Source organism: Nonomuraea ceibae (assembly GCF_019396325.1).
In the GTDB taxonomy this organism is placed as follows: Bacteria; Actinomycetota; Actinomycetes; order Streptosporangiales; family Streptosporangiaceae; genus Nonomuraea; species Nonomuraea ceibae.
The window spans coordinates 1-12270 of record NZ_JAHKRO010000182.1; the positions used below are offsets into that span (position 1 = coordinate 1).

The following is a 12270-nucleotide window of genomic DNA, read 5'->3' on the forward strand; positions in this document are numbered from 1 at the left end:
CCGCGACGGGGGGGGGGGCGGTGCCCGGCGCCGGGAGGTGGCGTCCCGACGTGGTGGTGCTGGACCGGCGGCTGCCCGACGGCGACGGCGTCGCGGCGATCGGCCGCATCCGGGAGGCGGCGCCGGGCGCGCGCGTGCTGGTGCTGACGGCCGAGGCGTCGGCGGACGTGGCCGCGCGGGTGGTGGAGGCCGGGGGAGCGGGCCTGGTGGTGAAGACGTCGCCGCTGCGGGAGCTGGAGTCGGCGGTCCGCGAGGTGGCGGCGGGCGGCGTGGTGTTCGGGCCGGCGCTGCTGCCCGGGGTGCTCGACCGGCTGGCGGGCCGGGACCGCGGCCCGGGCGGGACGCTCACCGGGCGCGAACGGGAGACGCTGCTCCTGCTCGCCGACGGGGTGAGCACCGAGCAGATGAGCAGGCGGCTCGGGGTGGCGCGCAACACGGTGCGCAACCACGTGCAGCACGTCCTGGAGAAGCTGGGGGCCCGCTCGAAGCTGGAGGCGGTGGCGATCGCCCGCCGGAAGGGCCTGCTCGACTGATGCGTTTGCACCAGGCGGACCGGGGCGGATGCGTCTCGTGATCGACGGGCGCGCTGCCCGACAGTAAAGGCATGGGCACGGAGGTCGGGCCGTTCAGGCTGGAGCACCGCCTGGCCGAGGAGATGGGCAGCATCACGACGGCCCGGCGGATCGCCCGCGACGCCATGGACGCCTGGGACTACCACGGCTCCCGCGACGACGTGCTGCTGGTGGTGTCGGAGCTGGTCACCAACGCGCTGCGGCACGGCTCGGGCGAGCCGGTGCTGCGCATCACCGGCGGCTCGTGGCACGTCCGCGTCGAGGTCGGCGACGACGCGGAGCGGCTGCCGGAGGCGCGCATGCCCGGACCGGCCGACGGCTGGGGCCTGCACGTCATCGGCGAGCTGTGCACCCGCTGGGGCGTCACGCCGCACACGGGCGGGAAGGTGGTCTGGTGCGAGCTGACAGCCGGGGAGCGGGCGGTGTGACGAGCGCGCGGCTGTGCGAAGCTGCGGTATGCCCGAGCAGAGCGACCTGGAGCTGCTGGTCCAGAACGTCGTCGACTACGCGATCTTCATGCTGGACCCGCGCGGACACATCGTGAGCTGGAACGCCGGCGCCGAGCGCATCAAGGGGTGGACCGCCGGCGAGATCGTCGGCCGCCACTTCTCGGCGCTCTACCCGCCCGCCGACGTGGCGGCGGGCAAACCGGCGCGCGAGCTGGAGGTGGCCGTCGCGGAGGGCCGGCTGGAGGACGAGGGCTGGCGCGTCCGCAAGGACGGCACCCGGTTCTGGGCGAACGTGATCATCACCGCGCTGCGCGACGACCAGGGGCGGCTGCGCGGGTTCGGCAAGGTGACGCGCGACCTGACCGAGCGGCGCGCGGTCGAGCGGGCGCTGGACGAGCGCGGCAGGCTGCTGGCGCACCTGGTCCACGCGCAGGAGATGGAGCGCCGGCGCATCGCCTGGGACGTGCACGACGACACGATCCAGTCCATGGTGGCGGTCGGCATGCGGCTGCAACTGCTGGCCACGCGGCTGACGGGCGAGCACCAGGCGGCGGTGACGCGGCTCAACGACACGGTCGACGCCGCCGTGGGCCGGCTGCGCAACCTCACCTTCCGGCTGCACCCGCCGGGCATCGACAGCACCGGCCTGGTCGAGGGGCTGACCCGCTACCTGGACCAGGTGGTGTCGGGCGACGGGCTCACCTACGAGCTGACCCACGACCTGGCGGCCGAGCCGCCGCCGGAGACGTCGATCACGATCTTCCGCATCTGCCAGGAGGCGCTGACGAACGTCCGCAAGCACGCCCGCGCCCGCGCGGTTACGGTCCGGCTGGCCTCGGCCGAGCAGGGCGTGCACGTCTGGGTGAACGACGACGGCCACGGCTTCGAGCACGCCGGGGAGAACGACCCCGAACCCGGCCATTTCGGGCTGATCGAGATGCGGGAGCGCGCCGAGATCGCGGGCGGCTGGTGCGCCGTGCGCGGCAACCCGGGAGAGGGGGCGACGGTCGAGTTCTGGGTGCCCGCCGTCTCCCGGGGCGAGCCGTGAGCGACCCGGTCACGGTGCTGGTCGCCGATGACGAGCCGCTGATCAGGGAGGTGCTGGCCGAGGTGCTGGAGGCCGAGCCGGGGCTGACCGTGGTGGCGGTGGCGGCCGACGCGGGCGAGGCGGCCGAGCTGGCGGAGCTGCACCGGCCGGCGGTGGCGGTCCTGGACGTGCGGATGCCCGGCGGCGGCGCGTGGGCGGCCCGCGAGATCCGCCGCCGCTCGCCCGCCACCCGCGTCGTGGCGTTCTCCGCCTACGGCGACTCCGCCTCGGTGGACGAGATGCGCCAGGCGGGCGTGACCACGTACCTGCTCAAGGGCCTGCCCAACACGGCCATCGTGGCGGCGGTGCGCCGGGCCGCCACCGGCTGAACCCGCACGGCGCTCAGGACATGGACGTGTCCGGCCAGGTCCACGAGCTGATCGCGGGGGCGTCCTCGCCGTGCAGCCGGGTGTGGGCGCGGGCCTGGAGACGGGCGTCGGCCATCCGCTGGCGCAGGTGGGCGGCCCGGGCGCCGAGGCCGGGGACCCGGTCGACGACGTCCATGACCAGGTGGAAGCGGTCGATGTCGTTGAGCATCGCCATGTCGAACGGCGTGGTCGTGGTGCCCTCCTCCTTGTAGCCGCGCACGTGCAGGTTGGCGTGGCCGTGGCGGCGGTAGGTGAGCTGGTGGATCAGCGTCGGGTAGCCGTGGAAGTCGAAGATGATCGGCCTGTCCGTGGTGAACAGCGTGTCGAACTCGGCGTCGGACATGCCGTGCGGGTGCTCCGACGACGGCTGCAGCCGCATGAGGTCCACCACGTTGACGACCCGCACCTTCAGGTCCGGCAGCTCCTCGCGCAGGATCGCGGCCGCCGCCAGCGTCTCCAGCGTGGGCACGTCGCCGGCGCAGGCGAGCACCACGTCGGGCTCGGCGCCCGCGTCGCTGGAGGCCCACGGCAGGATGCCCAGGCCGCGCGTGCAGTGGGCGATCGCCTCGTCCATGGTGAACAGGTCGAGCACCGGCTGCTTGCCCGCCACGATCACGTTCACGTAGTCGCGCGAGCGCAGGCAGTGGTCGGCCACCGACAGCAGCGTGTTGGCGTCCGGCGGCAGGTAGACGCGCACCACCGACGCCTTCTTGTTGACGACCACGTCCAGGAAGCCCGGGTCCTGGTGGCTGAAGCCGTTGTGGTCCTGCCGCCACACGTGCGACGACAGCAGGTACGTCAGCGACGCCACCGGCCGCCGCCAGGGGATCTTCTGCGACGACTCCAGCCACTTGGCGTGCTGGTTGAACATCGAGTCCACGATGTGGATGAACGCCTCGTAGCAGTTGAACAGCCCGTGCCTGCCGGTCAGCAGGTAGCCCTCCAGCCAGCCCTGGCACAGGTGCTCGCTCAGCACCTCCATCACCCGGCCGCCGGGCGCCAGGTGCTCGTCGGTGGGCAGCCGCTCGGCGTTCCAGGCCCGGTCGGTGGCGTCGAAGACGGCGCTGAGCCGGTTGGAGGCGGTCTCGTCCGGGCCCATCAGCCGGAACGTGCGCGGATTGTCCCTGATGACCTCGCGCAGCAGCGTGCCGAGGACCTTGGTCGGCTCGCTCGCCTGCGTCGCCGGTGACTTGACCTCGACGGCGAACCCGCGGAAGTCGGGCAGCCGCAGCGGAGACAGCAGCTCGCCGCCGTTGGCGTGCGGGTTGGCGCTCATCCGGCGCCCGCCCTCGGGGACCGTGCCGAGGACGCCCGCGACCGGCCGGCCGCCGGTGTCGAACAGCTCCTCCGGCCGGTAGGAGCGCATCCACTCCTCCAGCATCGCCAGGTGCTCGGCGTTGTCGCGCACCGCCGCCAGCGGCACCTGGTGGGCGCGCCAGGTGCCCTCCACCGGCAGCCCGTCGACCTCGCGCGGGCCCGTCCAGCCCTTCGGCGTGCGCAGCACGATCATCGGGAGCCTGCGGTCCGCGCCCTCCCGGTAGGCGGCGATCTCCTCGAACGCCTCGTCCAGGGTGGCCGCCATCTCGCCGTGGTCCGGGCCCACGACGTGCGGGCGGTACCCGTACCCCTCCAGGAGTTTGAGCAGGTCGGCCTCCGGGATGCGGGCCAGCAGCGTCGGGTTGGCGATCTTGTAGCCGTTCAGGTGGAGGATCGGCAGCACGACGCCGTCACGCTCGTGGTCCAGCAGCTTGTTGGAGTGCCAGCTCGCGGCGAGGGGGCCCGTCTCGGCCTCGCCGTCGCCGATGACGCACGCCACCACCAGGTCCGGGTTGTCGAACGCGGCCCCGTAGGCGTGCGCCAGCGCGTAGCCGAGCTCTCCGCCCTCGTGGATGGACCCCGGCGTCTCCGGCGCCACGTGGCTGGGCACCCCGCCGGGGAAGGAGAACTGCCGGAACAGCCGCCGCATCCCCTCCGCGTCCCGCGTGACGTCCGGGTAGCGCTCGGTGTAGGAGCCCTCCAGCCACGCGTGCGCCACCGCCGCCGGGCCGCCGTGGCCGGGGCCGGCGATGTAGATCATGTCCTGGTCCCGCTCCCGGATCACCCGGTTCAGGTGGGCGAAGCAGAAGTTCAGGCCCGGTGTGGTGCCCCAGTGGCCGAGCAGGCGCGGCTTGATGTGCTCCGGCCGCAGCGGCTCGCTCAGCAGCGGGTTGTCCAGCAGGTAGATCTGGCCGACCGACAGGTAGTTGGCCGCGCGCCAGTATGCGTCGACATGGTCCATGCCGTGCCCCCTGCCCCGGCGGGCCGGGGCGTAAGCGGCGGGCCGTGAGCGGGTACGGGAGCGGAGCCGGACGCTCGGCTACAGTGCCGGCATGGCGCTGAGAAGCTCACGGTGGTATTCGGGCGACGACAGGAACTCCTACATCCACCGGGCCTGGATGCGCAGAGGCTTACCGCGCGAGGCCTTCGACGGCGAGCGGCCGCACATCGCCATCGCCAACACCGCCTCCGACCTGACCCCCTGCAACTCCCACCTCGGCGAGGTGGCCCGCAGCGTCTCCGACGGCGTCTGGGCCGCCGGCGGCGTCCCGCTCAACCTGCCCGTGATGTCGCTCGGCGAGACGAACGTCCGCCCCACCGCCATGCTCTGGCGCAACCTGGCCGCCATGTCCGTCGAGGAGATGCTGCGCGCCAACCCGATCGACGGCGTCGTGCTCCTCGGCGGCTGCGACAAGACGATCCCGTCGCTGCTCATGGCCGCCTCCTCGGTCGACCTGCCGGCCGTCGTCATGCCCGGCGGGCCGATGCTCACCGGCCACTTCCGCGGCGTCCCGCTCGGCTGCGGCACCGACGTGTGGCGGCTCAGCGAGGAGGTGCGCGCCGGCACGCTGTCGCGCGAGGCGTTCCTCGACTCCGAATCCTCCATGATCCGCAGCCGGGGCCACTGCAACACGATGGGCACCGCCTCCACCATGGCCTGCATGGCCGAGGCGCTCGGCATGACGATCCCCGGCACCGCCGGCATCCCCGCCGCCGACAGCCGCCTGCTCGAACGCTCCCACGAGGCCGGCCGCCTGGCCGTCGGCCTGGTCCGCGAGGGACGCCGGCCGAGCGACGTCATGACGCGCGGCGCGTTCCTCAACGCGATCGTCACGCTCGCCGCCATCGGCGGCTCCACCAACGCCGTCATCCACCTGCTGGCCATCGCCGGCCGCCTCGGCGTCGAGCTCGACCTCGACGACTTCGACCGCACCGGGTCGGGCGTGCCGCTGCTGGCGGACCTGCAGCCCGCCGGACGCCACCTCATGGACGACCTTCACCGGGCGGGCGGGCTGCGCGCCCTGCTCAAGGAGGTCGCCGACCTGCTCCACGACGAGCCCACCGTCATGGGCGCGCCGCTGTCCGCCTGCCTGGACGACGCCCGCATCTGGGACGAGACCGTCATCAGGCGGCGCGCCGACCCGCTCCTGCCCGACGCCGGCATCGCCGTGCTGCGCGGCAACCTGGCGCCGTCGGGCGCCGTCATCAAGCCCGCCGCCGCCTCGCCCGAGCTGCTGCGCCACCGCGGCCGCGCCGTCGTCTTCGACAGCGTCGAGGACGTCCACGCCCGGCTCGACTCGCCCGACCTGGACGTGGACGAGACCTCCGTGCTGGTGCTGCGCGGCTGCGGCCCCAAGGGTTACCCCGGCATGCCCGAGGTCGGCAACCTGCCGCTGCCCGCCAAGCTGCTGGCCAAGGGCGTGCGCGACATGGTCCGCGTCAGCGACGCCCGGATGAGCGGCACCGCCTACGGCACCGTCGTGCTGCACGCCTCGCCCGAGGCCGCCGCCGGCGGGCCGCTGGCCAGGGTCCGCACCGGCGACCCGATCGTGCTCGACGTGGCCGCCCGGCGGCTCGACGTCGACATCCCCGACGCCGAGCTGAACTCCAGGCCGCCCGTCGCCGACGGCCACGCCAGGCCCGCCCGCGGCTGGGAACGCCTCTACATCGACCACGTGAACCAGGCCCACCAGGGCGCCGACCTGGACTTCCTGCGCGGGTCGAGCGGCGACGCCGTGGGCCGCGATTCCCACTGACCGGCAAACCGGCCGGCAAAGAGTCCGCTCCGCCATGCGCGGAATGAGGACCGGGGGGTACGGGGTTGCGGGACGATGTGACCGGCCGGCGGTGATCGGCCGGATGAGATCGGATTGACGGTGCCAGGAGGAAACGTGAGCGGCGACATCACCCGGAGCCAGGAGTGGGCGGCCCTGGAGAAGCATCATGAGGAGCTGGCGGGCAGGCATCTGCGCGAGCTGTTCGCGGACGATCCCGGCCGGGCCGCCCGCATGACGGTGACCGCCGGCGACCTCTACCTCGACTACGCCAAGCACCGTGCCACCGAGGAGACCATCGGCCTGCTGGTGCGCCTGGCCGAGCGGGCCGGGCTGCGTGAGCGCGTCGAGGCGATGTTCACCGGTGAGCACATCAACGTCAGCGAGGACCGCGCCGTGCTGCACACCGCGCTGCGCGCCCCCGCCGGGGACAAGCTGGTCGTGGACGGCCAGGACGTGACGGGCGACGTGCACGCGGTGCTCGACCGGATGAGCGAGTTCGCCGGCCGGGTCCGGTCCCAGGAGTGGCGCGGCGCCACCGGGCGGCCCATCACCACCGTGGTCAACATCGGCATCGGCGGCTCCGACCTGGGCCCGGCGATGGCCTACGAGGCGCTGCGCGACTACGCCGACGCCGGCATCGAGGCCCGGTTCGTCTCCAACGTCGACCCGGCCGACATCTCGGGCAACCTGCGCGGCCTCGACCCGGCCACGACGCTGTTCGTGGTCAGCTCCAAGACCTTCACCACCCTGGAGACGCTCACCAACGCCAAGGTGGCCCGCGACTGGCTGGTGGGCGCGCTCGGCGAGGACGCCGTCTCCCGCCACTTCGTCGCCGTCTCCACCAACGCCGCCAAGGTCGCCGAGTTCGGCATCGACACCGGCAACATGTTCGGCTTCTGGGACTGGGTCGGCGGACGCTACTCCTACGACGGCGCCATCGGCCTGTCCCTCATGATCGCGATCGGGGCCGACCGGTTCCGCGAGATGCTGGCCGGCTTCCACGCCATCGACCGCCACTTCCGCACCGCCCCGTTCGAGGCCAACATGCCGGTGCTGCTCGGCCTCCTCGGGGTGTGGTACACCGACTTCTTCGGCGCCCAGACGCGCGCCGTGCTGCCCTACAGCCAGCGGCTGCACCGCTTCCCCGCCTACCTGCAGCAGCTCACGATGGAGTCCAACGGCAAGTCGGTGCGCGCCGACGGCACCCCCGTCACCGTCGACACCGGCGAGATCTTCTGGGGCGAGCCCGGCACCAACGGCCAGCACGCCTTCTACCAGCTCCTGCACCAGGGCACCCGGCTCGTCCCGGCCGACTTCATCGGCTTCGCCGAGCCGTACGAGGACCACGAGGGCATGCACGACCTGCTCACCGCCAACCTGCTGGCGCAGACCTCGGCGCTGGCGTTCGGCAAGACCGCCGAGGAGATCGCCGCCGAGGGCACCGCGCCCGAGGTCGTGCCGCACAAGGTGATGCCGGGCAACCGGCCCACCTCCACCATCCTGGCGCCCAAGCTGACGCCCTCCACGCTCGGCCAGCTCGTCGCCCTCTACGAGCACGTCGTGTTCGTCGAGGGCACGATCTGGGGCGTCGACTCCTTCGATCAGTGGGGCGTCGAGCTGGGCAAGAAGATGGCGCTCGACCTGGCGCCCGCGCTCACCTCCGCCGAGCCGCCCGCCGAGTTCCCCGACCCGTCGACCGAGCTGCTCGTGCGCCGCTACCGCGAGCTGCGCGGACGGCGCGTCTGACCCCGAGGGCGCTGGCGCCCGGGCCGTCGCGGGGAGAGCATGGCCGCATGGACATCATGCGACTGGTGGATCAGGCCAAGGACGCCGCGACGGTCGGGCGCGTGTTCGGCGAACCCGTCGAGCGCGACGGCGTGACGATCATCCCGGTCGCCCGGGTCGCCCACGGCGGCGGGGGCGGCCAGGGCACCGGCGGGCAGGGTGAGCAGGGCAGCGGCTCCGGCTACGGCGTCGCCGCCGCCCCGGCCGGCGTCTTCGTCGTCAAGGACGGCGACGTCCGCTGGCAGCCCGCCGTCGACGTCAACCGCATCGTGCTCGGCGGCCAGGCCGTCGCCGTCGTGCTGCTGCTGACGCTGCGCGCGATCCTCAAACGCCGGGGCCGCCGCAAGCGGTGATCGCCTCTACGCTGGGGGCCATGACCTCTCTGACGCAGATCGTGGCCTTCGGCGGCGTGGTGATGCTCGGCGCGATGTCGCCCGGCCCGGACTTCGCGGTCGTGGTGCGCCGCTCGGCGCTGTCGGGGCGCGGCCACGGCATGGCCGCCGCCGCGGGCATCTCCCTCGGCGTGTTCGTGTGGGTCGTCGCCGCCGCGACCGGCGTCGCCGCGCTGCTGGCCGCCTCGGCGGTGGCGTTCACCGTGGTCAAGGTCGTCGGCGCCGCCTACCTGCTCTACCTGGGCGCCAAGGCGCTGCGCGCGGCGGTCAAGGGCGGCGGCGGGCTCGCCCTCGACACGCCCGCCACGGGCGGCAGGGGGCCGTGGGCGGCCTTCGCCGAAGGGCTGCTCACCAACGTGCTCAACCCCAAGGCGGCGCTGTTCTTCGTCGCGCTGGTGCCGCAGTTCCTCTCCGCGGGGGCCTCGCTCGCCGACACGCTGCTGCTGTCGCTGATCGCGCTCGCCGGGACCGTGCTGTGGTTCCTCACCGTGGCCAACGTCGTCAGCGCGCTGCGCCGCGCGTTCGCCCGGCCCGCCGTCCGCCGCACGCTCGACGGCCTCACGGGCGCCGCGCTCGTCGCCCTCGGCGTCAACCTCGCCACCGCCGCCCGCCCCTGACCCCCTTCCCGGTACGGGGCGCGTACCGGGAACGGGGGCGGGGCGCGTACCGGCTCGGGCGTGGGCCGGTCAGGCGATGGTCACGCCCAGCAGGTGGCCCAGCCCGAACGTGACCGTGGCCGCGCCCACGCCGAGCGCGAGCTGGCGCAGGCCGCCCAGCCACCACGGGCGGGCCGTCATCACCGCCACCACCGCCCCGAACCCGAACAGCCCCAGCACGCTCAGCACCACGGCCAGCGTCAGCCCCGACGCCCCGAACAGGAACGGCGCCAGCGGCACCAGCGCGCCCAGCGCGAACGCGCCGAACGACGCGGCGGCGGCCAGGCGCGGCGACGGCAGGTCGTCCGGGTCCACGCCCAGCTCCTCCCGTACGTGCACGCGCAGCGCCTGCTCCGGGTCGGCCGACAGGCCCGCCGCCACCCGGTCGGCCAGCTCGGCGTCCAGGCCCCGCGAACGGTAGAGCGCGGCCAGCTCGGCCCGCTCGCCCTCCGGGTTCCTGGCCAGCTCCTGGCGCTCCACGGCGATCTCGGCGCGCATCAGCTCGGTCTGCGACTTCACCGACGTGTACTCGCCCGCCGCCATCGAGCACGCCCCGGCCACCAGCCCGGCGAACCCCGCCAGCACGGCCCCCCGCCCGGCCCCGGCGGCGCCCACCACTCCGGCGATCAACGCGAAGTTGGACACCAGGCCGTCCATGGCGCCGAACACCGCCGGCCGCAGCCAGCCGCCGGTCACGTCACGGTGGCTGTGGTGCTTCTCGGGCGAGTACGTCCGCTCCAGCTCAATAGTCATGACATTCCCTCCCATAAGACCAACTCGTCCGACATTTAGACATATGTCGGCATGATCCGCAACGAAGGGGAGGCTTGCCTGACCTGCGGTTCCACCCTTGGGCGGAACCGCTTCCCGAACGTGTTGACGAGAAAAGGCGCACGTCGGGGCAGGGGTCTCAGAGGCCCCAGAACGGGCCGTCCAGCCCGGCGGCGGCGAAGTGCGCGGCGGCCTCGGACGGCTCCCGGCGGGTGTAGCCGCGCTCCAGGCGGCCGTCGTACCAGCCCCGGGCCAGCCGCCACAGCGCCGGCACGTCCATCACGTAACCGCGCGGCAGCCCCGTACGCGCCAGCCATCCGTCCACGCAGCCCGCCGAGCAGAACAGCCGCTGGTTCGAGCACGTCCGCACGACGTCGTCCCACATGCGGGCCACCGGGACCAGGAAGTGCGCCACCTGCTCACCCGGGGGAGGCGCGGCGCGCCCCACCGACCAGGCGTGCGGCGTCCCGCATCCGGGGCACCGGGTGGCGACCAGCACCTCGGGCTCGTCCTTGAGCAGGTGCGGCACGGCGAACGCGTCCCACGCGCAGCCGCCCCACCACAGCGTCTCCCGGCCCATGACCGAGAACCCCAGCGGCACCGACGAGAACGGGTGCGCCATGACGATCGCGCCGCCCTGGCCCTGGCCTTCGCCCTCGTCGCTGTCGCCGTTGTCGCCCAGTACCAGTACCAGTGCCCGGGCCCCGTGCAGCCGCCGCAACGCCCGCCGCACCTCGCCGGGCCCGGCGCCGGTGGTCGCGGCCAGCTCCTCGACTCCGGGGGCCCGCCCCGTACGGGCGAACCCGGCGTAGACGGCCACCCGCACGTCCTCGTCGTCCATCCCCACCCCCATCCAGAGGGTCAAGGGTACGGCCCGGTCCGCTCAGGACAGGGGGACCGGGAGAGGGTTCGTGACGGCCTGCCGGGCTTCCTTTTCCTGGATGAGGGCGGCGCAGTCGGCGATCGCCCCCGCCAGCAGGTCACGCAGCAGCGGGTCCGGGTCCGGGACGCACGCCTGGACGATGCCCACCACGGCGAGCTGGACCGCGTTGGGCGCGGCGTAGCGGCGGAAGCCCTTCTCGGTGATCCGCGCCGCCCGGCTGAACCTGCGCGCCTGCGCGGCGGCCTGCGGCACCTGCTCCATCGCCGCCCGGCTCCGTTCGCTCAGCCGCCCCGGCGGCCGGCCGTCGAGCCTGGCCAGCATCTCCTCGGCCGCCAGCACCGACACCGCCAGCGCGAGCTGCCGCTCGGCCGCCGCTACGGGCAGCGCCGTCGTGGCGCAGCGCAGCGCGATGTGGGCGTCCACCCGCAGGTCGTCGGAGGTCAGGCCGATGATCGACGGGACGAGCTCCACGAGCCGGCCGCGTTGCGCGTCGCCGATGTTGTCGTTGACCAGCCGGGCGAGGGCCGCCAGCAGCGGATGGGTGCAGGCGGGATGGTCGCTCCACCGCTCTCCGGCCAGGTAGGAGGCCAGCTCCATGAAGCAGGCGCCCCGCTTGGGGTTGCGATGCCTGCCTCGGGACAGAACCGGCATGTGATCAAGGTGGTTGTCCACGGGTGCTCCACTGTTTCGCGGGATCGCCGTCCTTCCAGTCTGCGCTCCCGGCCGCGGCAAAGCCAGTCTTCTCCAGCTCGGGGAGCATATAACCCGCGTGGGGTTATAGTGGGGGCATAGTCGAAGGAGGAGGTCGCGTGCCGAAGATCAACGTTTATCTGCCCGACGAGCTCGCGGAGGCCGTCAAGGAGGCGGGGGTGCCCGTGTCGGCCATCTGCCAGCGGGCGCTGGAGCAGGCGGTGCGCCGGGTGACGGCGATCCGCGCCAGCGTCCCCGCGGACCTCGACCCGGACCGGCCGTCCGGGGCGCTCAGCCACCTCACCGCCCGCACCCGCACGGTCCTCAAACTCGCCGCCGACCTCGCCGCCGCCGGCCGCGCCCCCGCCGTGGGCACCGAGCACCTGCTCGCCGCCATGCTCGACGAGGGCACCAACCTCGCCCTGCACGTCCTGCGCGCCATGGACATCGACCCCGCCCACGCCCGCCCCCACCCCCCCGCCGCCCCAACCACGGAAGGGGCCTCCCCCCTCCCCGGCGTTCC

General features: G+C 73.6%; 13 protein-coding genes. 9 read left to right on the forward strand and 4 right to left on the reverse strand.

Annotated features, from left to right (window positions below; all coding sequences use genetic code 11):
• The 4 genes from KME80_RS47595 to KME80_RS47610 all read left to right on the forward strand — a co-directional run.
• The coding region (locus KME80_RS47595) for a LuxR C-terminal-related transcriptional regulator (protein WP_219518850.1) at positions 1-533 on the forward strand (533 nt) is incomplete at its 5' end.
• Positions 534-604: 71 nt separating this feature from the next.
• The gene (locus KME80_RS47600; RefSeq protein WP_219518851.1) at positions 605-1000 is read left to right on the forward strand and encodes an ATP-binding protein; all 396 of its coding nucleotides are present in this window, start codon (positions 605-607) and stop codon (positions 998-1000) included.
• A gap of 28 nt (positions 1001-1028) precedes the next feature.
• A complete protein-coding gene (locus tag KME80_RS47605) occupies positions 1029-2069 on the forward strand; it encodes a PAS domain-containing sensor histidine kinase (protein ID WP_219518854.1) in 1041 nt (346 codons plus the stop codon).
• Positions 2066-2437: a response regulator gene (locus KME80_RS47610; protein ID WP_219518857.1), complete on the forward strand. Its 372-nt coding sequence runs from the start codon at positions 2066-2068 to the stop codon at positions 2435-2437. Before KME80_RS47605 ends, KME80_RS47610 begins: the two co-directional genes overlap by 4 nt.
• 13 nt (positions 2438-2450) lie before the next feature.
• Here the strand turns inward: KME80_RS47610 and KME80_RS47615 are convergent, their stop codons facing one another.
• Positions 2451-4754, reverse strand: coding sequence for a phosphoketolase family protein (locus KME80_RS47615; RefSeq protein WP_219518859.1), 2304 nt, complete (start codon positions 4752-4754; stop codon positions 2451-2453).
• 91 nt (positions 4755-4845) lie between these two features.
• Here KME80_RS47615 and KME80_RS47620 point away from each other — a divergent pair, with 91 nt between their 5' ends.
• From KME80_RS47620 to KME80_RS47635, 4 genes are all read left to right on the forward strand, one after another.
• Positions 4846-6549, forward strand: a complete 1704-nt coding sequence (locus KME80_RS47620) for an IlvD/Edd family dehydratase (RefSeq protein ID WP_219518862.1) — start codon at positions 4846-4848, stop codon at positions 6547-6549.
• Positions 6550-6684: 135 nt separating this feature from the next.
• The gene (pgi, locus tag KME80_RS47625; RefSeq protein WP_219518864.1) at positions 6685-8316 is read left to right on the forward strand and encodes a glucose-6-phosphate isomerase; all 1632 of its coding nucleotides are present in this window, start codon (positions 6685-6687) and stop codon (positions 8314-8316) included.
• A gap of 47 nt (positions 8317-8363) precedes the next feature.
• Positions 8364-8708, forward strand: coding sequence for a spore germination protein GerW family protein (locus tag KME80_RS47630; RefSeq protein WP_219518865.1), 345 nt, complete (start codon positions 8364-8366; stop codon positions 8706-8708).
• Positions 8709-8728: 20 nt separating this feature from the next.
• A complete protein-coding gene (locus KME80_RS47635) occupies positions 8729-9364 on the forward strand; it encodes a LysE family translocator (protein WP_219518867.1) in 636 nt (211 codons plus the stop codon).
• Positions 9365-9433: 69 nt separating this feature from the next.
• On the opposite strand, the gene KME80_RS47640 is transcribed toward KME80_RS47635, so the two are convergent.
• From KME80_RS47640 to KME80_RS47650, 3 genes are all read right to left on the reverse strand, one after another.
• On the reverse strand, positions 9434-10156 hold the full coding sequence (locus tag KME80_RS47640) for a VIT1/CCC1 transporter family protein (RefSeq protein WP_219518870.1): 723 nt from the start codon (positions 10154-10156) through the stop codon (positions 9434-9436).
• 157 nt (positions 10157-10313) lie between these two features.
• On the reverse strand, positions 10314-11015 hold the full coding sequence (gene merB / locus KME80_RS47645; protein ID WP_219518873.1) for an organomercurial lyase: 702 nt from the start codon (positions 11013-11015) through the stop codon (positions 10314-10316).
• Positions 11016-11057: 42 nt separating this feature from the next.
• Entirely contained in the window at positions 11058-11708 is a 651-nt protein-coding gene (locus KME80_RS47650; RefSeq protein ID WP_246646974.1) for a hypothetical protein, read from the reverse strand.
• Positions 11709-11866: 158 nt separating this feature from the next.
• Between KME80_RS47650 and KME80_RS47655 the strand changes: the two genes are divergently transcribed.
• On the forward strand, positions 11867-12270 hold a 404-nt coding region (locus tag KME80_RS47655; RefSeq protein ID WP_219518876.1), incomplete at its 3' end, for a Clp protease N-terminal domain-containing protein.